The organism is Nocardioides sp. Z43_10 (assembly GCF_059766615.1).
In genome coordinates this window covers 39,254-60,127 of record NZ_JCBAJY010000009.1, presented here as the reverse complement: position 1 = coordinate 60,127, position 20,874 = coordinate 39,254, and the positions used below count along the sequence as shown (strand labels likewise).

Sequence of the window (20,874 nt, the reverse complement as noted above, 5' to 3'; positions counted from 1 at the left end):
GTCGGGCGAAGTTTCGGCCGACATGTTCAGGCTTCCCCGGTCGGCCGGGGATTCCACCACCCGGGGGCGCTCGCGCCGTACGCCGCGGACGGTTGAGCGCAGGCTCTCGCCGGGGGCGGCATGCAGAACGGGCCGCCCCTCCAGGAGGGACGGCCCGTTGCGTGCGGTGCGGTGGTGCTCAGAGGTCGAAGAGTGAGCCCGTCTCGTGGATGTCCACGTCGGTCTTGGGCTGGTGCGCGGCGCCGTTGCTGGACGCAGCGGACTTCGGCTCCTCGGCCTCGGGGGACTCCTCGGCCTCGGGGGACTCCTCGGCCTGCTCGGTCTCCTCGGCCTGCTCGGACTCCTCGGCGGCGGCCGTGGGCGCGGGCTCCTCGGTCGCGGGTGCCCCCTCGGCGCTCGCCGTCTCCACGGCTGCCTCCGTCGCGCCGGCTGCCTGTGCCTGCTCCGGCTCGACCTGGCCGGTCTGAGCCGCGGACTCGGCCGCCTGGGTGGCGGCCTCGCTGATCGCGGCACCGTCCGGGGCCTGGGCCGGGGCGGCCTCGGCGGCCGGCTCGGGGCTCGGCTCCGGAGTCGGCTCGGGCTCGGCCTCGGCGGCCGGCTCGGGCTCGGAGGCAGGCTCCTGCTCCGGCGTCGCCGCCGGCTCGGCCACGGCCTCGGGCTCGGCCTTCGCCGCGGAGGCGGGGACCGGCTCGGCCACGGCCTCGGGCTCGGCCTTCGCCGCGGGGGCGGGGACCGGCTCGGGGGCGACCAGGTCGAAGAGCGAGCCGCCCTCGGGGATCTCCTGGGCCGGCGTGGAGGCAGCCGGTGCCGGCGCCGCTGCGGCCGGCTCGGGCTCGGGCTCAGCCTCGACAGGGGCCTCGACCTCCGTGGAGCTCGGCGCGGGGGTGGCCTCCGGGGCCGGGGTGGGCTCCGGGGCCGGGGTGGGCTCCGGGGTCGGGGTGGGCTCCGGAGCAGCCAGGTCGAACAGCGATCCGGTCGGGATCTCCTGCGCCGGCTGGGCAGCCGCCTGAGCGGCGGGCTTCGCCGCCGGCGCCGCCTCTGCCTCCGGCTCCGGAGCGGCCTCGGTCGCCTCGGCCGACTCAGCCGGAGCGGGGTCGGCCTTCGTGGCGGGCGCCTGGGGCTCGGCCTTCGCCGGCTCCTCGGCGGGAGCCGCCAGGTCGAACAGCGACCCGCCGGAGCCCAGGTCGGCGGCCGGCTCCGCCTTCGCGGCCGGCTCCGCCTTGGCCTCGGGCTCGGCCTTCGCCTCGGGCTCGGGCTCGGCCTGGGGTGCCGGCTCGGCCTTGGGGGCCGGCTCGGCGTTCGCCTCGGGCTCCGCCGGGCCCAGGTCGAACAGGGATCCGCCGGAGGCCGGCTTCGCCTTCTCCTCGGCCGCCTTCTCCTCGGCCGCCTCGGCGGGCTTCTCCGCGACCTGCTCCTCGGGGGCGGGCGTGTCGAAGAGCGACCCGCCGGACTTCTCGACCGAGCTGACCGGCTTCTTCTCCGCGGTGTCACCGGTCGGCTCCGCGTCGGAGGCCGGGGTGTCGAACAGCGACGACCCACCGGAGGCCTTGGCGGCCGGACCGGTGTCCTCGGTGGCGGTGACGGTGTTGGCGCTCTGCGTGACGTCGCCGGACTCCGGCTCGGCCTTCGTGGCCTCGTCGTCGGCCGCCTGCTTGGCCGCCGGGGCGGCCTTCGCCGGGGCGGCCTTCGCCGTACCGGGCTTGGCGCGGGTGGCGACCTCGCCCTTCACCGACGCGAGCAGCATCTGCGCGACGTCGAGGACCTCGACCTCCTCGCGGGCCTCGCCCTTGGCCTGCTGGGCGGTCAGGCCGTCGGAGAGCATCACCCGGCAGAAGGGGCAGCCGACGGCGATCTGGTCGGCGCCCGTGCCGACCGCCTCGACGGTGCGGTTCACGTTGATCCGCTCGCCGATGTTCTCCTCCATCCACATCCGGGCGCCGCCGGCGCCGCAGCAGAAGGACCGCTCGGAGTTGCGCTCCATCTCGACGTACTCGGCGCCGGGGAGCACCTGCAGCAGCTCGCGCGGCGGCGTGTAGACGCCGTTGTGCCGGCCGATGTAGCAGGGGTCGTGGTAGGTGATCGAGCGCTTGGCGGCGCCCTCGCCGGTCTTGACCGGGGTCAGCTTGCCCTCGCGCACCAGGCGGTTGAGCAGCTGGGTGTGGTGGACGACCTCGAGCTCGATGCCGAAGTCCTTGTACTCGTTCTTGAGCGTGTTGAAGCAGTGGGCGCAGGTCGAGACGACCTTCTTGACCTTGTACTCCTTGAACGTCTCCACGTTCTGCTGGGCCAGGCCCTGGAAGACGAACTCGTTGCCGGCGCGGCGCGCCGGGTCGCCGGTGCAGGTCTCGCCGTTGCCGAGCACGCCGAAGGAGACGCCGGCCATGTCGAGCAGCTCGGCCACCGCGCGGGTGGTCTTCTTCGCGCGGTCCTCGTAGGCGCCGGCGCAGCCGACCCAGAACAGCCAGTCGACCGACTCGAGGTCCTCGATGTCGTCACCGACGACCTTGACGTCGAAGGGCAGGTCCTTGGCCCAGTCCAGGCGGGCGTTGGGCGACATGTTCCACGGGTTGCCCTTGTTCTCCAGGCCCTTGAAGAGCCCGTTGAGCTCGGCCGGGAAGTTCGACTCCACCAGGATCTGGTGGCGCCGCATGTCCATGATGTGGTCGACGTGCTCGATGTCGACGGGGCACTGCTGGACGCAGGCGCCGCACGAGGTGCACGACCAGAGCACGTCGTTGTCGATGACCGCGCCGCCCTCGGGCATCCACGCCCAGCCCTCGGTCTCGCCGACCAGGGGGCGCTCGACCTCCTTGGTCAGGGTGTCGTTGCCCTCGAGCAGCGCGGCGCGCTCGCCCTCGGCGGCCTGGGAGTACGGCGCCTTGGCGTAGGCGTGGTCACGCAGCGCGGTGATCAGCAGCTTGGGCGACAGCGGCTTGTCGGTGTTCCAGGCGGGGCACTGCGACTGGCAGCGGCCGCACTCGGTGCAGGTGGCGAAGTCGAGGATGCCCTTCCAGGAGAAGTCCTCGATCCGGCCCACGCCGAGCGCGGAGTCCTCGTCGAGCTCCTCGATGTCGTCGAGGGTGACGACCTTGCCCTCGGAGGTGAGCGGCTTCATCGCGCCCAGCGCCGTACCGCCGGTGGCCTCGCGCTTGAACCAGATGTTGAAGAACACGGTGAACCGGTGCCAGGCGACGCCCATGTTGGTGTTCAGCGAGATCGTGATCATCCAGGCGAAGGAGATGACGATCTTGAGCATCGCGACCAGGTAGACGAGGTTCTCCAGGGTGCTGGTGGACAGACCCGAGAACAGCTCGCCCAGCCAGAACGTGAAGGGGAAGTGGAACGCCGAGGCGTGCTCGGGGTGCGCGCTGTTGCTGATCATCGCGTACTCGAGGCCGCGCAGGATCACGATGCACAGGCCGACGCCGAGGATGACCGACTCGACGAAGTAGCCCCACCACATGGTCGAGCCGTAGAACCGCCCGCTCTTGCCCCGGACGCGGTCCTTGGGTCGGGTGGCGCGGTAGACGATGAAGCCGATGATCGCGAACAGCATCACCACCGAGAAGAATTCGGTGAGCCACTCGAAGAGGAAGAAGTCCCCGATCAGCGGCAGCACGAAGTGCGCGTCGAAGAGCTGTCCGAACGCCGTGAGCAGGGTGAAGAAGAGCAGGCCGAACCCGACGAAGATGAACCAGTGGGCGATGCCCACCACCTTCCACTGCAGCATCCGGGTGTGACCCAGGGTCTCCTTGACCAGGGTCACCGTGCGAGCGAGCGGGTTGTCGGTGCGACTCGTCGGCTGACCGACCTTGAGCACTCCGATGATCTCGCGGACCGCCCTCACCAGGAGGGCGATTCCCACGGCGGCGATGGCCAGCGAGACCACGATGGCGAAGATCTGCATGTGCTACGGCTCCTCGGCTGTGCGTACGCTCGCACCACCGGTGGCGCGAGCGGCCTGAGCCTATGCGTCCAGTGGCGGCACGTCAGTGCCTGAGCTGTGTGAAGCAGATCCTACCGACAGGTAACTTGTCGGCTACCGTCGCGTGACCGCTTTCACCCTGCCCGCGGACGTGAACTGGACGCGCATCTTGGCGCCGGCGGCCTTGGCGCCCGCCGAGGACCGGCGCACGCAGTAGGTGAACGTGGTGCCCAGCCGCAGGTACGGCTGCCCCACCGCCGCGATCACCCGGTCGGTCGACATCCCCTTGCGCACGGCCCGGGTGAACGCCCGCGGGGTGCGCCGCAGCCCGGGGTTGCGGCAGGAGTCGGGGCGCGCGCCCTCGGCGCGCTCCCAGGTCTGCAGGTACGCCTCGGCGCCGCGGGCCATGTCCTCGGTGATCGCCGCGCCGTCCTTGCTGCCGCCGATCCGACGCAGGTCCTCGATCCAGTCGGGGTAGAGCCCGTAGTGCGCCACGCCGTCGGTGTTGACGTCGAAGACCCGGCTGCCCGAGCGCTGCTTGTCGATGCGGGTCCCGCCCAGGCCGCGGAAGGGGTAGGTCACCGGGTTCTTCGCCGCCTTGCCGCGCGGGTCGCCCTGCGCGCCGAGGCCGTTGATGTCCGCGCCGAAGCCGAAGCCGAAGTAGAAGCGCTTGTCGGCCCAGCCGAGGTGGCGCTTCCACTTGTCGTAGAAGCCCTGCGAGTCACCGGCGTACGGCGCGACGAAGCCGCCGAGCTTGTAGATCCGCGGGTAGGCGTCCGGGGTCGACCAGGAGTGGCTCGACAGCACCCCGGGGTACTTGCGCTTCTCCAGCTGGGTGAGCAGCGCCTTGCGCGCCTTGACGCTCATGTGGTCGGGGTCGATCAGCATCCCCTTGTCGGCCATCCGGTCGATCAGGTGGCTGCCGAGGTCGGTCAGGCCGCGCTGGTTGCAGTGCGACGCCGTCCCGTAGACCGGCAGCGCCGGGAGGTTGAGCACGCCGGAGACGTCGACGATCGCGCCGAAGAGCGCGTCCTGCTGGCCCGCGCTGATGTCGGGCAGCGCCAGCTGCGGCTTGTCGGCGGTCTCCCCGTCGGCCGGCTCGCAGTGCTTCATGTTCCAGAAGGTGCCGGTCTCCAGGAAGTTGGCCAGGTTCACCGCCAGCCCGGTCGCGCCGGCGTCGCCGGCCACCCCGGACAGCGCGTTGTCGAACTTGTTGACCAGCTCCATCTGCCGCACCCCCAGGCGCCACATCTCGTCGAGCTGGCGGTCGATCGCGGCCACGTTGCACTGCGGCACGTCGCCCACCACCGGGGTCGCCTTGAACGTGCAGCCGAACGGCACGCTGGTCTCGATGCCCATCACCACGGCGAGCTTGCCCTGGTTGGCCACCCGGCGCGCCTGCCGCGGGCTGGTCACGATGCGGTACCAGCCCTTGCCGGGCCCGCCGTACTGCGCGTCGACGTAGCGCTCGAGCTCGCGCATCCGCTTGGCCTGCAGGCGCACCGAGTCCATGTCGTCGCAGGAGTTCTTCTTCAGCGGGTAGATCTTGCACAGCTGGCCGTTCTCGGTCAGCAGGTTCACGAAGACCCGCAGTCCGCCGCGCCAGGAGCGCTCCAGCCACTTGTGGTAGGTGCCCTCGTGGGTCAGCGAGTCCGGCGCGGGCCAGTCCTTGAACGTCGGCCAGCCGGTGGTGTCGTGGGCCGGCTTGCCCGACAGGATCGTCTCGGTGAGGGTGCCGTAGCCGCCGGTGAGCTTGTGGTCGGGGCAGTCCACCAGCGCGTACGCCGCGCCGTAGCGGTCCCACGGCTTGCCGCAGTGCAGCTTGCCGCCGAGGAATTCGTAGGCCATGCCGTGGGTGTGGGCGTCGACGTAGCCGCGCACCTCCTGGAACGTCGAGGTGCCGGCGTGCGGCGCGCCGGTCACGTTCACCTGGGCCTCCGGGTACGCCGCGCAGCCCGAGGCCCGGGCCAGCCGGAAGGAGGTCGGCGCGCCCAGCCCGAGGGTGCCGTCGGCGCGCCGGGTCAGCGCCCCGCGGTCACCGGTCAGCGTGAACGCGCCCCCGCGCTTGCGCACCGTCCACTCGCCGGCGGGCGAGGGCTTGGCGGGCAGCCGGACGCTGTCGTCGTCGCGGGCCAGGAGCCCGGTGGCGCGCGAGACGAAGTCGCGCTTCGTGCCGTAGAGCAGGTAGATGCCGAGGTCGACGGCCTGGAAGGTGAACCGCTCGGCGCGGGCCGGGCCGGAGGCGGTCGCCGCCAGCGTCTCGCCGGACCGGGCGACGTAGCGCCCGTCCGGGGCGCGCAGGGTGTAGCAGCCGCCGGCCATCGCGTAGCGGCTCTCGGGCACCGCGCGGCGCGGTGCGCGCACCGCGGCGGTGGTGAGGGTGGGCTCGGGGGTACGGCGCCCGGCGGCGACCGAGTCGGCGTTGCGCCGCGCCTGGACCGCGGAGGTCGGGTCGGCGCTCTCGCGGGTCGCCTCACCCGCGCGGGAGACGGAGTTCTTGGTCGCCGGGTCGTTGTGGTCGTGCCCGTGCCCGTCATCGCGGGAGCCCTCCTCCCCGGCCGGGTGGTCGTGGGGACGGGACTCCCGGTCCACCGCCGCGGAGGTCTCCTCGGACAGGTCCGCCTCCGGGTCGAGGCTCACGGCGGCCTCGTAGCGGTCCACCAGCGAGCCGGCCCGCTCCTCCTCCTGCGGCGAGGGCAGCGTCATCGCGGTGGCGATCACCGCCACCGCCGTCACGGTCGACCAGACCAGACGCAGCCGAAGGCGGGGGCGGGGCTGGGTCATCCGGCGACCTCTTTCATCAGGGGTGTCACGGGCGCTCTGGAGACCACAACGACGCAACGGCCGATAGGCGACGCACCGATCGGTCGCTAGCGTGGCTGCGGTGAATCCGGTGACGACGTACGAGTTCTCCCAGGTCGATGTGTTCGCCCCGCGGGCGCTGAGCGGCAACCCGGTGGCGGTGGTGCACGCGGCGCTCGGGGTCAGCGACGAGCAGATGGCGGCGTTCGCGCGCTGGACCAACCTGTCCGAGACGACCTTCCTGCTGCCGCCCACCGAGCAGGGGGTCGCGGACGGCGCCGACTACCGGCTGCGGATCTTCACGCCCGGCGGCGAGCTGCCGTTCGCCGGGCACCCCACGCTGGGCAGCGCGCACGCCTGGCTGGAGCGCGGCGGCACGCCGGCGGCCACCGGTCGCGTCGTGCAGGAGTGCGGCATCGGCCTGGTCGAGCTGCGCCGCGACGGCGCGACGCTGGCCTTCGAGGCGCCCGAGCTGCTGCGCTCCGGCCCGCCGGAGCCGGCCACGCTGGCGCAGGCGGTCGCCGCCCTGGGCATCGACGCGTCCAAGGTGCGCGCCGCGAGCTGGGTCGACAACGGCCCCGGCTGGCTCGGGCTGGTGCTGGAGTCGGCCGCGGACGTGCTCGCGTTGCGCCCCGACCCGGTCGCGATGGGCGACCTGCGCCTCGGCGTCATCGGCGCGCACCCGGCCGGTGGCCCGGCCGACCACGAGGTGCGCGCGTTCGTGCCCGGCATCGGGGTCCCCGAGGACCCGGTCACCGGCTCGCTGAACGCCGGCTTCGCGGTGTGGCTGATCCGCGCCGGCATGCTGCCACCCGACTACGTCGTACGACAGGGCACGGCGCTGGGCCGCGACGGCCGGGTGCTCGTCAGCAGCGACCCCGGCGGCCGGATCTGGGTGGGGGGCGAGAGCCGCACGCTGGTCACCGGCACGCTGAGGTTGTGAGCGGCGCGGGTTTCCTGGGGGGTGTGGCGATCACGAGTTAACTCGTGAAACCCGCACTTCCCACGCGATGCAACACGTGGGAAGTGCGGGTTTCGTGTGGCCAGTACGCCGTGCGCCCCGAGGCCTCACACCAGCGGTCGCTCCTCGCGGACCGGTACCAGGGCGATCGCGGCGAGCGGGAAGAGCGCGGACAGCGCGAACGCCGCCGGGTAGCCCCAGTGGGTGACCGCGAGCCCGGCCACCGGCGGCACGGCGGAGGCGGTCAGGTACTGCGCGGTGTTCTGCAGGCCGAGCGCGCGCCCGCTCCAGCTCGGTCCCGAGCGCTCGGCGACGGCGGTGAAGGCCAGGCCGTTGTCGGCCACGGTGAGCACCGTGGCCAGCACCATCAACGCGACCGCCACCCCCCAGCCCAGCCCGGCGCTCAGCCCGAGCAGCGCCATCGCGAGCGCCGCGGCGACCGCGACCCAGCGCAGCGGACGCAGCCGGCTCGACACCATGTCGGAGAGCTGGCCCGCGGCGATCCGGCCCAGGGCGCCGAGCACCTGGGTGGCGGCCACCAGCGAGCCGGCGGCGGCCGCCGACCAGCCGCGGTCCTGCACCAGCCAGACCAGGGCGAAGGTCCACACCAGGAACTGCGGGACCACGAGCAGCACCGAGACGGCGTGGATGCGCGCCAGGTAGGAGTCCTGCCGGTACGGGTTCGCGGCCGCGGCGACCCGGTGGTCGGGGCGCGGCGGGTCGACCACCACCGCAGCCACCACGACCCCGGCCAGCACCGCGGCGGCGACGGGCACCCACAGCGCCGCGCCGACGCCGTACCGATCGGCGAGCACGGCGATGGTGACCGCGGCGATCCCGACGCCGACGGGCTGGGCCATCTGCCGGATGCCCATCGCCAGCCCGCGCCGGTGCGGCGGGAACCAGCCCACCACCACCCGGCCGCTGGCCGACCCGGTGCTGGCGGCCGCCGCGCCGGCCAGGAACAGGGCCGCCCCGAGCAACCAGGTGCTCTGCACGAGGGCGGCCAGCGCACCGGCCGCGGCCGTCGCGACCAGCCCGGCGAGCAGCACGAAGCGTTCCCCGCGGCGGTCGGTGACCAGCCCCCACAGCACCAGCGTCAGCATCACCCCGACCGTCGGTGCGGCGGCGACCACGCCGGCCTGCGCCAGGCTCATCGAGCGGGTGTCGTGCAGCACCGGGATCAGGAAGGCCGGCCCGTGGATCATCACCGCGGCGGCCGCCTGCGCCAGCGTGCTCGCCGCCAGCATCAGCCAGCGGCGCGGCCATGAGGCGGCCACCGCCGCCTGCGCAGCGCTCACCCCCGGCGCCTGGCTCCGACCGACTGTCACCCGACCAGTGAACGCGCTCGGAGAGGCTGGGCCGACCGCCGTCTTACGCAGCGGGCTGTGAGGTGTGCGCCAATCGTCCCGGGCCGCTCCGGCCGCCTGGGCCGACCGCTGCGACGCGAGCTCAGCTCTCGGGTCGGGTGACCGCGATCTTGCGCTGCTTCGACTGAGGCTCGGCGACCGGGATCCGGACCTGGAGCACCCCGTCGGTGTACGTCGCGGTGATCGCGTCCGCGTCGGTACCCGGAGGCATCGTGACGCTGCGGGAGAACGAGCCGTAGTGGAACTCGCTGTGCCCCTTGTCCCGCTTCTCCTCACGCCGTTCGCCGCGGATGCTCAGCACGTCGCCCTCGATGCTGATGTCGATGTCCTTGTCGGGGTCGACGCCCGGCAGCTCCGCGCGCACCACGTAGGTGTCGTCCTCGCGGTAGCTCTCGACCCGCACGAACCGGTCGTCCTTCGTGGAGAACGGCGTGGCCAGGCTGCTGCCACTCTCCAGCCAGTCGAACATGTCGGCCAGTCGGCTGCTGGGGCGGCTGCTCACGATGCTCATGGCGGTGCTCCTTCGGTTGGACCGGTGAGCCCCGAGCGGGCCCCTCCCATCTCTCAGGGTGCGCCCGTTCCGCGCCGAGCACCAGAGGTGACGACCGGGCGCGGGGCTGGCGGGACGGGGGTACGCGGAGTTGGATGACCGGATGACCTCACCACCCTCCGCCCCCGGTCCGGCCGACGCTGCGGCACCGGTCCACGCTCCGGCACCGGTGCAGGTCGGGGTGGGCCCGATCCGGGCCGAGGACGTCGTCGCGGTCGCGCGCCACGGCGCGCCGGTGGTGCTCACCGACGCGGCGCTCACGGCGATCCGGGACGCCCGGGAGGTGGTGGACCGGCTGGCCGCCGCCCCGACTCCGGCGTACGGCGTCTCGACCGGGTTCGGGGCACTGGCGACGCGGCACGTCCCGGTCGAGAGCCGCGCGCGCGTGCAGCGCTCCCTGGTCCGCTCGCACGCCGCGGGCACCGGCCCCGAGGTCGAGCGCGAGGTGGTGCGGGCGATGATGCTGCTGCGGCTCTCCACCCTGGCCACCGGCCGCACCGGCGTCCGGGTCGAGACCGCGCAGCTGCTGGCGGCCCTGCTGCGCGAGGGCATCACGCCGGTGGTGCGTGAGCACGGTTCGCTGGGCTGCTCCGGCGACCTGGCGCCGCTCGCACACTGCGCGCTGGCGCTGATCGGCGAGGGAGAGGTGCGCGCGGGCGACGGCACGCCGAGGCCGGCCGGGCAGGCCCTGGCCGGGGCGGGGCTGACCCCGGTCGAGCTTGCCGCCAAGGAGGGGCTGGCGCTGATCAACGGCACCGACGGGATGCTGGGGATGCTGGTGCTCGCCGTGGAGGACCTGACGGGCCTGCTGCGCACCGCCGACGTCGCCGCGGCCATGTCGGTGGAGGCCCAGCTCGGCACCGACCGGGTCTTCGCCGCCGAGCTCCAGGCGCTGCGGCCCCACCCCGGGCAGGCGGTCTCGGCCGCCAACCTGACCCGGCTGCTGCACGGCTCGGGCATCCTCGCCTCGCACCAGGGCCCGGACTGTCACCGGGTGCAGGACGCCTACTCGCTGCGCTGCTCGCCGCAGGTGCACGGCGCTGCCCGCGACGCCGTGGCGTACGCCGCGACGGTGGCCGAGCGCGAGCTGGCCAGCGCGATCGACAACCCCGTGGTCCTCGACGGGCGGGTCGAGTCCAACGGCAACTTCCACGGGGCGCCGCTGGCCCATGCCCTGGACTTCCTCGCGATCGTCGCCGCGGACGTCGCCTCGATCAGCGAGCGGCGTACCGACCGCTTCCTGGACCGGGCGCGCAACCACGGGCTGGCGCCGTTCCTGGCCGACGACCCCGGGGTGGACAGCGGGCTGATGATCGCGCAGTACACGCAGGCGGCGATCGTCTCGGAGCTCAAGCGGCTGGCGGTGCCCGCCTCGGTGGACTCGATCCCGTCCAGCGCGATGCAGGAGGACCACGTCTCGATGGGCTGGTCGTCGGCGCGCAAGCTGCGCCGGGCCGTGGACGGACTGACCCGGGTGGTGGCGCTCGAGGTGATGACCGCGGCGCGCGCCCTCGACCTGCGCCGGCCGCTGGAGCCGGCGGCGGGCACCGCCGCGGTGGTGGACCTGCTGCGCGGGGCGGGTGTGGCCGGCCCCGGGCCCGACCGGTGGCTCTCGCCGGAGATCGAGGCGTGTGTCGGCCTGGTCGGATCCGGGGCCGTGCTCGCTGCCGCGCGCGTGGCGGTGGGCCGCCTCGACTGAGCCGGGCGACCCGAAGAGACGGCAACGGCGGCCCGGCTGCGTGAGCCGGGCCGCCGTCGACGGTGTTGCTGGTGATGCGGTGTTGCTGGTCGTGCTGGGCCAGGTCGCCGCCCCTGATGCGGCTCGGCGCCTGGCCAGATCAGAAGACCCGGCGACGGGTGCCACCCAGGGGCACGAAGTTCAGGATGAGCCCGACCACGATCAGGATGAGTCCGATCGTCGTCAGGACCGAGATGCTGGCGACGAGGCCGATGATGAGCAGAATCAGGCCGAGTGCGACCACAGTGTCACGTTCCTTTCGTGCAGAGCGCTCCAGCCCCCGCCGGGTGGCAGGGCCCGCGGGGAGCGCCCTTGGGAGCAAGACCTGTGCCCCGGTCCGGACGGGGGCAAACCCTCCCAATTCCGACTAATTTCGAAGTCGGCCCGAATCGACCCGGATACCGGACGTCGTGGTCCTGTTCGCGGCTCAGCCCTGATCTGCCTCCAGCGCGGTGATCGCCTCGTGGATCGAGAGCGTGCGCTGGGCGGACTCGACGTGCAGGTTCTCCACCATCCGGCCGTTGTAGGTGACCACGCCGGACCCCTTGCCGTCCTCCCACGCCTGCAGGATGCCGCGGGCGTCCTCGACCGCCTTCGCCGACGGCGCGAAGGCCTCGTTGGCGCCGGCGACCTGGCCGGGGTGGATCAGCGTCTTGCCGTCGAAGCCCATCTCGCGGCCCTGCTGGCACTCGGCGAGGAAGCCCTCGGCGTCCTTCACGTCGTTGTAGACGCCGTCGACGATCGCCTTGCCGGTGGCGCGCGCGGCGAGCAGCGCCAGACCGAGCCCGGTGAGCAGCGGCTGGCGACCGGGGACGTGCTCGGCGTACAGCTCCTTGGCGAGGTCGTTGGTGCCCATCACCAGCACCGTCAGGCGCTCGGAGGCGCCGGCGATCTCCTCGGCGTGCAGCATCGCCACCGGGGTCTCGACCATCGCCCACAGCTTGGTGTGCGCGGGGGCGCCGGCCTGCTCCATCGCGGCGACCAGGGTGCGGACCTCGTCGGCGGAGTTGACCTTGGGGACCACGATCGAGTCGGGCCCGGCCGCGCACGCGGCAGCGAGGTCGTCGGCGTGCCACTCGGTGTCCATGCCGTTGACCCGGATGGTGAGCTCGCGCCGCCCGTACTCACCGGAGCGCACCGCGGCGCAGGCGGCCTCGCGGGCGGCCGGCTTGGCGTCGGGGGCGACGGCGTCCTCGAGGTCGAGGATCAGCGCGTCGACCGGCAGCGTCTTGGCCTTCTCCAGCGCGCGCTCGTTGGACGAGGGCATGTAGAGCACGGAGCGGCGGGGGCGGAAGGTCGCGTCGGTCATGGCTCAGGCCTCCTGCTTCTCGGCGGGGATCGCGTCGTACTGCTTCTTCAGCTCGGGGTCGATCGCGGCCAGCTCCTCGGCGAGGCGGACCATCACCAGGCACTGCTTGAGGGAGGCGTCGTCCTCCATCTTCCCGTCGATCATCACCGCGCCGGTGCCGTCGCCCATGGCCGCGACCACCCGGCGGGCGTGCTGGATGTCCTCCACGCTGGGGCTGAACACGCGGTTGGCGATCGCGATCTGCTTGGGGTGCAGCGACCAGGTGCCGACGCAGCCGAGCAGGAACGCGTTGCGGAACTGGTCCTCGCAGGCGACCACGTCGGCGATGTCACCGAACGGGCCGTAGTAGGGGTAGATGCCGTGCATCGCGCAGGCGTCGACCATCCGCGCGATCGTGTAGTGCCACAGGTCCTGCTGGTACGTCGTGCGCTCGGCCTGGATCTGGGCGGTGCCGTCGGCGTCGCGCGGGGGGTCCTGGCGGACCAGGTAGCCGGGGTGGCCGCCGCCGACGCGGGTGGTCTTCATCCGCCGGTCCGCGGCCAGGTCGGCCGGGCCGAGGGAGAGACCCTGCATCCGCGGGGAGGCGCCGCAGATCTCCTCGATGTTGGCCACGCCGCGCGCCGTCTCGAGGATCGCGTGGACCAGGATCGGCCGGGTCAGGCCGGCCTTGGCCTCGAGCTGGGCGAGGATCCGGTCGATGTAGTGGATGTCCTCGGCGCCCTGCACCTTCGGGACCATGATCACGTCGAGCTTGTCGCCGATGGCGGGCACGAGCGTGGTCAGGTCGTCGAGGACCCAGGGGGAGTCCAGGGCGTTGATCCGGGTCCACAGCTGGGTGGGGCCGAAGTCGGTGTCCTGGGCGATCTTGACCAGCCCCTCGCGGGCGGCGACCTTGTTGTCGGCCTTGACGGCGTCCTCGAGGTTGCCCAGCAGCACGTCGACGGTGCCGACCATGGCCGGGATCTTGGCCGCCATCTTGGCGTTGCTGGGGTCGAAGAAGTGGATCGCCCGGGACGGGCGGGCGGGAATCTCGCGGACCGGGGCCGGGGCTCCGACGGCGAGGGGGGCGAAGAAGTCCTTGGCGCTACGCATGGGTCCGGACGCTAGCAGCGCGCGGTTACCGACGGGTATGACGCACGTCTCGGGTGGACAGGCTTGCGGGCTCGCCGCGTCTGCCGCCCTGCCGGGTTGTGTGCCTGAGGACGCGGTGGGGCGCGTGCTCGGGCACACGACCCTGGGAGAGGCGGGGGCAGGGATGGCGGTCAGGGGGAGCGACGGCGCCAGCGGGGACGGCGGCGCTGGGCGGCGCGCTCGTCGCGGCGTTCCTGCTCGGCGCGGGCCAGCGCCTCGTGCTGCGCCGTACGTCGGGTCTCGCGGCGCGCGGCCCAGGCGTCGACCTCGGCTGCCACCTCGCGTTCCTTGGTGATCATCGGCGGCCCACCCAGCGGCTGGATGCGCGCCGAGCGGACCCGGGCGTTGAAGTCCTCGACCTCGCGGCGTACCTCTGCGGCGGTGGTGATCCGGTCCAACCGGGTCTCGAGCTCGGCGTCGTCCTTGCGGATCTGCAGGGCCGGCGGGAGCACGCTGATCTGCTCGCGCTCCACGAGCTTCTTGAGCCACCAGTCCGGGTCGTGCGGGCCCTCGAGGCCCTGGATCGGCTTGCCGTAGCCGGGAAGGTCGTCGAACTCGCCGCGCTCCATCGCCTGCTGGATCTGCAGCTCGACCCACCGCGACTGGTGCTGGACCCGAGCCGCCGCCGCGTCCCCGCCGGTGCGCTCGTCGCGGGCACGCTCGCGGGGGCCGGCCAGGTCCTCGGGCCGGTCGTCGCGCTCGTCAGGCTGCCGCTCCATCAGGGCGTCCACGCTACCCACCCACCCCAGCCCGTCCCACCCCTCCGCCCGCCCACGCCGGCTTGTAACGCGGGGTTATGTCCACTGCCACAGCGAAATATCGCTGAGGTGGTGCGCATAACCCCGCGTTACAAGCGGCTGTGGGGGCGCGACGGGCGCGCGGCGCGGGCGCGGCGGCGCGGGGCGGGGGTTACGGGGCGAGCGGCGGGGCCACCGGGAGCTCGGCGGGGTCGGAGAACGCCCGCCGGGGCACCAGCAGCAGCGCGAGGGCGGCGAGGAGCGCGGCGCCGGCGCACACCGACCAGACGGTGAGGTAGCCGCTCAGCGGGGCGTGGCCGGCCTCGGGGCCCTCCAGCGAGCCGGTGGCGGCCAGCGCGATCGCGAAGATCGACGAGGCGATCGCGCCGCCGACGGTCTTGGTCGCGTTGGTCATCCCGGTCACGAAGCCGGTCCGGTCGGCCGGGGCGGCAGCGGCGGCGGCGGCGGGCAGGGCGGCGACGAGGGCGCCGGAGCCGAAGCCGGCCACGCCCATGTTGAGCAGGGCCTGCGCGGTGGTGTCGTGGAACGGCAGCCACAGCGCATAGCCCGCCGCGACCATCAGCGAGGCGGCGACCAGCGCGTTGCGGGCCCCGCACAGCCGGGTGGTCAGTGGCAGGGACAGCGCGCCGAGGGCCATCGACAGGACGTAGACCCCGATCAGCGTGGAGACGAACCCCGCGTCCGCGCCGAGCCCGTAGCCGACCTCCGCGGGATCGGTGCGGGCGAACGTCGAGAGCGGGATCTGGGCGCCGAGCACCGACATGCCGAACAGGAACGCCGTCAGCTGCACCGGCCACTGCCCGGGGGCCGAGAAGACCCGGATGTCCACCAGCGGCTCGGGGACCGCCAGCGAGTAGCGCACGAACGGCACCATCGTGGCCAGGCCGAGCGCGATCAGCAGCCAGGGGAGCACGCTGCCCACGCCTTCGAGGCGCACCAGCACCAGCCCGCCCATCACCAGGGCGAGCACCAGCGTGATCAGCGCGAGCCCCGGCACGTCGATCCCGCCGGTCGCGGTGCCGGGGGCGTCCTCGATGCCGAACCAGATCATCACCAGGCACAGCGTGACCACGACCGCGGGCAGCGCCAGCAGCACGGTCATCGACGTCGCCTCGACCAGCGCCCCGCTGGTCAGCGCGGCGGCGATCACCGCGGCCTCCAGCGCGAAGACCAGGATCGCCGCGGAGCGCCGGGTCAGCCGCGCCTGGTGCCCGCTGCCGGCGGTACGGCGATAGATGATCGCCACCTCCAGCGGCAGCCACACGACGTACGCGCCCTGCAGCGCCCAGCCGATCAGGAACGTCGTGAACGACGGCGCGAACGCGGTCATCCACGAGCCGAGCGCGGTGACCGCGGTGGAGAGCAGCAGCACCTTCTTGTGCCCGACCAGGTCGCCCATCCGCGACAGCAGCGGCACGACCAGCGCCGAGACCATCAGCTGCGCGGCCTCGAACCAGTTGACGTCGGCGTCGGTGATGGACAGGTGGTCGGCGATGTCGGAGAAGATCGGCGTGTAGTAGCCCTGCAGCACCCCGCTGGCGACCTCCACGCAGACCAGCAGCCCGACGATCGCGGCGAGGCCGGGCACGACGGTGCCGCCAGCTCGGGGGGTTCCCTTGCCCAGGGGGACCTGGTCGACGCCGCTCATGCCGGGAGCCTCTCGATCAGTCGCTGGTACCAGCGCACGCCCTCGACGAACGCGTCGACGCCGACGTGCTCGTCGTAGGAGTGGATGGACTCGCGCTGCGCCTTCGACATCCGCAGCGGCGCGTAGCGGTAGACCCGCTCGCTGATCCGGGCGAAGTGGCGCGAGTCGGTGGCGGCCATCATCACGTACGGCGTGGGCACCGCGTCGGGGAAGACCTCGGCGACCGTCGACTCCAGCAGCGCGAACGCCTCGTCGTGGTACGGCGAGAGCGGGCTGGGCTCGCCGGACTCCAGGACGTCGATGGCGACCTTGTCGTCGCCGATCGCGCGGCGGACGTGCTCGACCGCGGAGGCGACGGACTCGCCGACCATGATCCGCAGGTTGACGCCGGCCTTGGCGGTGGCGGCGATGACGTTGATCGCCGGCGAGCCCGACAGCGTGGTGACCGCCATCGTGGTGCGCGTCATCGCGGCCGACTCCGGCCCGGCCGCGATCAGGGCTCGGGTCAGCGCGGGACGCAGCCGCTCGGCGTTGGCCAGCAGCGGGCGCAGCGGCAGCGGCGCGTGCGGGGCCAGCCGGCGCAGCAGCTCCAGTGTCGGGGCGGGCAGGGACGAGGCGAACGGCGCCTTCTCCAGGCGGAGGATCGCCCGGGCCAGCCGCGCGGTCGGCCCCATCCGGGCCGGGGTGGAGGCGTGCCCGCCGCGGCCCTCGACGCGCAGCTCCAGCGACGTGGTGCCCTTCTCGGTCACCCCGATCACCGCCAGCGGCGCCGTGATCCCCGGGAACGCCCCGGCGGCCACCGCGCCACCCTCGTCGAGCACGAACCACGGCCGCACCCCGCGGCGCGCCAGCTCGTCGACGGCCATCGGCGCGGCCACCCCGAACACCTCCTCGTCGCAGCCGAAGGAGAGCCACACGTCCTGGGCGGGGGTGAAGCCGCGCGCCAGCAGCCGCTCGACGGCCTCGCAGATCGCGACCAGGCTGCCCTTGTCGTCGAGGGTGCCGCGGCCCCACAGGATCCCGTCCTCGAGCACGCCGGCGAACGGGGGATGGGTCCACGGGTCGCTCTCCACGACCGGCACCACGTCCAGGTGGGCCATCAGCACCACCGGCCGCTCCGCGCCGGCGCCGGGCCAGCGGAACAGCAGCGCGTGGGTGTGGATCCGGGTCAGCTCGAGCCGCTGGTGCAGCAGCGGGAACTGCCGGGCCAGCTCTTCGAGGAACGCGTCGAAGGCGGCCGTGTCCACCTGCGCGGGATCGCTGTGCGAGACCGTCGGGATCCGCACCAGTGCCTGGAGCTTGGCGATCGCTGGGGCCGGCTCGGGCACGGGCGCCTCCTGGTGGGCTGGGCTGGGTCAGGCAGGACGGTACGGCGTGCGGGGCGCTCCCGTCTCGCACGATCAGCGGGCGGTCGCCGCGGATCGGTGCGCGGTCAGCGGGCGCCCCAGTGGCCGCGGTGCACGACGTCCTGCACCGGCCGGCGGGCGCGGCGCGCGGCCGAGCCGGGCGCGCCGGTGTCGGGCAGCCGGTGCCCGACCGTGATCGCGCCGACCGGGTGGTGGTCCGCCGGCACCCCGAACTCGGCGCGGAAGGCGTCGACGCGCTCGGGGGGCACCCCGAAGAAGCACGCGCCGAGCCCCTCGTCGACCGCGGTCAGCAGGATCAGCAGCGAGGCCATCCCGGTGTCGACGTCCCAGTAGGGCACCGGCCAGCGCTCCTGCACGGCGTCGGTCTCGGCGCCCGCGTCGGCGGTCCAGCCCTTGTCCGGCTCGGCGTAGCGGCGCAGGTAGGCCTCGCGGTGGGCCAGCGCCACGATCACCACCGGCGCGGTCCGCATCCCATCCAGCCAGGGGTTGCTCGCCGCCGGGTCCGGGCTGGTGGCGCGCCAGAAGCGGGCGAGGTCCTCGGCGGTTTCCAGGCGCAGGAACGCCCAGCCCTGGCTGAACCCCGCGCTGGGGGCGCGTCGGGCATGATCGAGCATCCGGTCCACGATCCGCGGGTCGACCGCACGGCTCGCGTCGTAGCGTCGCACCATCCGACGCCGGCGCACCACGTCACTGAACTCCATGGAGGCGATCTTGACGTTCGAGCAGATGTGGCGCGAGGTCGCCCCCGTGGGGCGGGGACCCGGCGGGGGCTACGTCCGCGAGTCGTTCCTCCCCGCCGAACGCGAGCTGCACGCCTGGTTCGTCGCGCAGGCGACCGCGCGCGGGCTGGAGGTGGAGACCGACCGGTGGGGCAACACGGTGGCCTGGTGGCGCCCGGCCGGCGACCCGGCGCAGCGGCGTGGCGTGCTGACCGGATCGCACCTGGACTCGGTGCCCGACGGCGGCGGCTACGACGGGGCGCTGGGGGTGGTCTCCGGGCTGGCTGCGATCGACCTGCTGCGCGAGCGCGGCGTCGCGGCGTCGCGCCCGATCGGGGTCGCGGTGTTCGTGGAGGAGGAGGGCTCGCGCTTCGGTGTGCCGTGCCTGGGGTCGCGGCTGGCCACCGGGGCGTTGGCCTGGAGCGAGGCCCGTGAGCTGAGCGACCGCGACGGGGTCGCACTGGCCGAGGTGCTCGCCGGCGCCGGGCTGGAGCCGGAGACCGGTTCATCGTGGCTCGGCGGCGTCGACTGCTTCGTCGAGCTGCACCTCGAGCAGGGCCGGGCGCTGGTCGACCTGGGCGCGCCGGTGGGCCTGGCCGAGGGGATCTGGCCGCACGGGCGGTGGCGCTTCGAGTTCACCGGCACCGGTGACCACGCCGGCACGACCCGGATGGCGGACCGCCACGACCCGATGCTGACCTACGCGATGACCGTGCTGGCCGCCAACAAGCAGGCCCGCCTCGGCGGGCACCGCGCCACCTTCGGCCGGGTCGAGGTCGAGCCCGGCGCCACCAACGCCATCGCCTCGCGGGTCACCGCCTGGCTCGACGCCCGCTGCCCCGACGAGGCGGCCCTGGCCGAGCTCGCCGCGGCGATCTCCCGGCAGGCCGGCGACCGGGCCGGCCGCGACGGCACCGCGGTCACCGTCACCGCCGAGTCGCGCTCCCCTGCGGTCACCTTCGACCCCGACCTCGCCGCCCGGATCGGCGCCGGGCACGAGCCGAGGCTGCCGGTGCTCGCCACCGCCGCCGGCCACGACGCCGGCGTGCTGTCGGCCGCCGGGATCCCGACCACGATGCTGTTCGTGCGCAACCCCACCGGCGTCTCGCACGCCCCGGCCGAGCACGCGAGCGCCGCCGACTGCCTGGCCGGCGTCTCGGTGCTGGCCGACGCGCTGGAACGGCTCGCCCGGTGAGCGGCGCCGGGGCGGGCGACGCGGCGTACCTGCTGGAGCGCGGCTGGGTGGACGGCGAGATGCGCGCGGAGGTGCTGGTCGAGATCGCCGCGGGCCGGTTCACCCGGGTGCTGCCCCAGGCGCCGCCGGGCACCGCCGCCGGCACGGGCGCACCGCCGGTCCGGCTGCCCGGCCTGACGCTGCCGGGGCTGGCCGATGCCCACTCCCACGCCTTCCACCGGGCGCTGCGCGGGCGCGCCGAGACGCCCGGCGCCGGGCCGGGCCGCGGGTCGTTCTGGACCTGGCGCACCCAGATGTACGACGCGGCGCGGCGCCTCGACCCCGACACCTGCTTCGCGCTCGCCCGGGCGACGTACCGGGAGATGGTGGCCGCCGGGATCACCGCGGTGGGCGAGTTCCACTACCTGCACCACCAGCGCGACGGCACGCCGTACGACGAGCCGAACGTGATGGGGCTGGCCCTGCTGGAGGCGGCCCGCGAGGCCGGGCTGCGGATCGCGCTGCTCGACACCTGCTACCTCGCCGCCGGGTTCGACCGGCCCGTCGAAGGCGTCCAGCTGCGCTTCAGCGACGGCGACGCCGCGGCCTGGGCGCAGCGGGTGGCCGACCTCCCGCGGGGCGACGACCACGTCGTGGGCGCCGCGATCCACTCGGTGCGCGCCGTCGCGCGCCCCCAGCTCGCCGAGGTCGCCGCGGCGGCCGGGGACGCTCCGCTGCACGTCCACCTCTCCGAGCAGCCCGACGAGAACGACGCCTGCCTGGCGGCGCACGCGATGACCCCGACCGCGCTGCTCGCCGAGACCGGCGTGCTCGGGCCGGGCACCACCGCCGTCCACGCCACCCACCTCAGCGACGCCGACGTGCGGCTGCTCGGCGAGAGCGGCACCGTGGTCTGTGCCTGCCCGACCACCGAGCGCGACCTGGGCGACGGCCTCGGCCCGGCGCGGCGACTGCACGAGGCCGGCAGCGCGCTGAGCCTGGGCTCCGACAGCCACGCGGTGATCGACCTGTGCGAGGAGATGCGCGCGCTGGAGCTGCACGAGCGGCTCGCCTCGGGCGTGCGGGGACACTTCCGGGCCGAGGAACTGCTCGGGTTCGCCACCGCGAACGGCCACCTCGCGCTGGGCTTCCCCGACGCGGGGCGGATCGCGGTGGGCGCGCGCGCCGACCTGGTCACCCTTGACGCGGCGTCGCCGCGCACCGCCGGGGCCGGGCGCGACGCGCAGACCGTCGTCTTCGCCGCCGGCGCCGCCGACGTGCGCCAGGTCCTCGCCGACGGGCGGGTGGTCTTCGCCGCCGGCGACGAGCCCGAGATCGGCCGCGAGCTGGCGGACGCGGTCGCCGCGGTGTGGGCGTGAGCACGGTGGTGGGCGTGGGTGGGGTGGGCGTGAGGAGGCCCCG

15 protein-coding genes are annotated in these 20,874 nt (G+C 73.9%); 4 read left to right on the top strand and 11 right to left on the bottom strand.

Annotated elements, in window-relative coordinates:
* Positions 1-178 precede the first annotated feature (178 nt).
* Both AC6EI4_RS16455 and AC6EI4_RS16450 read right to left on the bottom strand, forming a co-directional pair.
* Complete coding sequence (locus AC6EI4_RS16455) at positions 179-3,907, bottom strand: (Fe-S)-binding protein (RefSeq protein WP_498452125.1); 3,729 nt, start codon at positions 3,905-3,907, stop codon at positions 179-181.
* A 132-nt stretch (positions 3,908-4,039) separates the two neighbouring features.
* Positions 4,040-6,709, bottom strand: a complete 2,670-nt coding sequence (locus AC6EI4_RS16450; RefSeq protein WP_498452124.1) for a hypothetical protein — start codon at positions 6,707-6,709, stop codon at positions 4,040-4,042.
* A gap of 100 nt (positions 6,710-6,809) precedes the next feature.
* On the opposite strand from AC6EI4_RS16450, the gene AC6EI4_RS16445 reads away from it, so the two are divergent.
* Entirely contained in the window at positions 6,810-7,670 is an 861-nt protein-coding gene (locus AC6EI4_RS16445; protein ID WP_498452123.1) for a PhzF family phenazine biosynthesis protein, read from the top strand.
* A gap of 125 nt (positions 7,671-7,795) precedes the next feature.
* Here the strand turns inward: AC6EI4_RS16445 and AC6EI4_RS16440 are convergent, their stop codons facing one another.
* Together AC6EI4_RS16440 and AC6EI4_RS16435 are read right to left on the bottom strand one after the other, a co-directional pair.
* Positions 7,796-8,989, bottom strand: coding sequence for an MFS transporter (locus AC6EI4_RS16440; protein WP_498452122.1), 1,194 nt, complete (start codon positions 8,987-8,989; stop codon positions 7,796-7,798).
* Positions 8,990-9,140: 151 nt separating this feature from the next.
* A complete protein-coding gene (locus AC6EI4_RS16435) occupies positions 9,141-9,569 on the bottom strand; it encodes an Hsp20/alpha crystallin family protein (protein ID WP_498419518.1) in 429 nt (142 codons plus the stop codon).
* A gap of 142 nt (positions 9,570-9,711) precedes the next feature.
* Here AC6EI4_RS16435 and hutH point away from each other — a divergent pair, with 142 nt between their 5' ends.
* Complete coding sequence (hutH, locus tag AC6EI4_RS16430) at positions 9,712-11,307, top strand: histidine ammonia-lyase (RefSeq protein ID WP_498452121.1); 1,596 nt, start codon at positions 9,712-9,714, stop codon at positions 11,305-11,307.
* A gap of 139 nt (positions 11,308-11,446) precedes the next feature.
* Here the strand turns inward: hutH and AC6EI4_RS16425 are convergent, their stop codons facing one another.
* The 7 genes from AC6EI4_RS16425 to AC6EI4_RS16395 all read right to left on the bottom strand — a co-directional run bounded on the left by AC6EI4_RS16425 (position 11,447) and on the right by AC6EI4_RS16395 (position 18,260).
* The gene (locus AC6EI4_RS16425; RefSeq protein WP_498419514.1) at positions 11,447-11,590 is read right to left on the bottom strand and encodes a hypothetical protein; all 144 of its coding nucleotides are present in this window, start codon (positions 11,588-11,590) and stop codon (positions 11,447-11,449) included.
* A 183-nt stretch (positions 11,591-11,773) separates the two neighbouring features.
* Positions 11,774-12,655, bottom strand: a complete 882-nt coding sequence (locus AC6EI4_RS16420; protein WP_498452120.1) for an HpcH/HpaI aldolase/citrate lyase family protein — start codon at positions 12,653-12,655, stop codon at positions 11,774-11,776.
* 3 nt (positions 12,656-12,658) lie between these two features.
* A complete protein-coding gene (locus AC6EI4_RS16415; RefSeq protein WP_498419511.1) occupies positions 12,659-13,747 on the bottom strand; it encodes an HpcH/HpaI aldolase/citrate lyase family protein in 1,089 nt (362 codons plus the stop codon).
* Positions 13,748-13,917: 170 nt separating this feature from the next.
* Positions 13,918-14,505: a DnaJ family domain-containing protein gene (locus tag AC6EI4_RS16410; RefSeq protein ID WP_498452119.1), complete on the bottom strand. Its 588-nt coding sequence runs from the start codon at positions 14,503-14,505 to the stop codon at positions 13,918-13,920.
* 190 nt (positions 14,506-14,695) lie between these two features.
* Positions 14,696-16,192, bottom strand: coding sequence for an MFS transporter (locus AC6EI4_RS16405; RefSeq protein WP_498452118.1), 1,497 nt, complete (start codon positions 16,190-16,192; stop codon positions 14,696-14,698).
* Positions 16,189-17,520 (bottom strand): M20/M25/M40 family metallo-hydrolase, encoded by a 1,332-nt coding sequence (locus AC6EI4_RS16400; RefSeq protein WP_498419506.1) that lies wholly within the window; start codon positions 17,518-17,520, stop codon positions 16,189-16,191. Before AC6EI4_RS16400 ends, AC6EI4_RS16405 begins: the two co-directional genes overlap by 4 nt.
* A 104-nt stretch (positions 17,521-17,624) precedes the next feature.
* Positions 17,625-18,260, bottom strand: coding sequence for a nitroreductase family protein (locus AC6EI4_RS16395; RefSeq protein ID WP_498452117.1), 636 nt, complete (start codon positions 18,258-18,260; stop codon positions 17,625-17,627).
* On the opposite strand from AC6EI4_RS16395, the gene AC6EI4_RS16390 reads away from it, so the two are divergent.
* Both AC6EI4_RS16390 and AC6EI4_RS16385 read left to right on the top strand, forming a co-directional pair.
* Entirely contained in the window at positions 18,259-19,473 is a 1,215-nt protein-coding gene (locus AC6EI4_RS16390; protein WP_498452116.1) for an allantoate amidohydrolase, read from the top strand. The two genes, AC6EI4_RS16395 and AC6EI4_RS16390, sit on opposite strands and share 2 nt — an antisense overlap.
* Positions 19,470-20,831, top strand: coding sequence for a formimidoylglutamate deiminase (locus tag AC6EI4_RS16385; protein WP_498452115.1), 1,362 nt, complete (start codon positions 19,470-19,472; stop codon positions 20,829-20,831). The genes AC6EI4_RS16390 and AC6EI4_RS16385 overlap by 4 nt, the downstream gene beginning before the upstream one ends.
* Positions 20,832-20,874: the final 43 nt, after the last annotated feature.

Excerpts from the sequence above, each read along its gene's own strand:
- AC6EI4_RS16455 (WP_498452125.1), bottom strand. The coding sequence starts at position 3,907 with ATGCAGATCTTCGCCATCGTGGTCTCGCTGGCCATCGCCGCCGTGGGA.
- AC6EI4_RS16450 (WP_498452124.1), bottom strand. The coding sequence starts at position 6,709 with ATGACCCAGCCCCGCCCCCGCCTTCGGCTGCGTCTGGTCTGGTCGACC.
- AC6EI4_RS16435 (WP_498419518.1), bottom strand. The coding sequence starts at position 9,569 with ATGAGCATCGTGAGCAGCCGCCCCAGCAGCCGACTGGCCGACATGTTC.
- hutH (WP_498452121.1), top strand. The coding sequence starts at position 9,712 with ATGACCTCACCACCCTCCGCCCCCGGTCCGGCCGACGCTGCGGCACCG.
- AC6EI4_RS16420 (WP_498452120.1), bottom strand. The coding sequence starts at position 12,655 with ATGACCGACGCGACCTTCCGCCCCCGCCGCTCCGTGCTCTACATGCCC.
- AC6EI4_RS16415 (WP_498419511.1), bottom strand. The coding sequence starts at position 13,747 with ATGCGTAGCGCCAAGGACTTCTTCGCCCCCCTCGCCGTCGGAGCCCCG.
- AC6EI4_RS16410 (WP_498452119.1), bottom strand. The coding sequence starts at position 14,505 with ATGGAGCGGCAGCCTGACGAGCGCGACGACCGGCCCGAGGACCTGGCC.
- AC6EI4_RS16405 (WP_498452118.1), bottom strand. The coding sequence starts at position 16,192 with ATGAGCGGCGTCGACCAGGTCCCCCTGGGCAAGGGAACCCCCCGAGCT.
- AC6EI4_RS16390 (WP_498452116.1), top strand. The coding sequence starts at position 18,259 with ATGGAGGCGATCTTGACGTTCGAGCAGATGTGGCGCGAGGTCGCCCCC.
- AC6EI4_RS16395 (WP_498452117.1), bottom strand. The coding sequence starts at position 18,260 with ATGGAGTTCAGTGACGTGGTGCGCCGGCGTCGGATGGTGCGACGCTAC.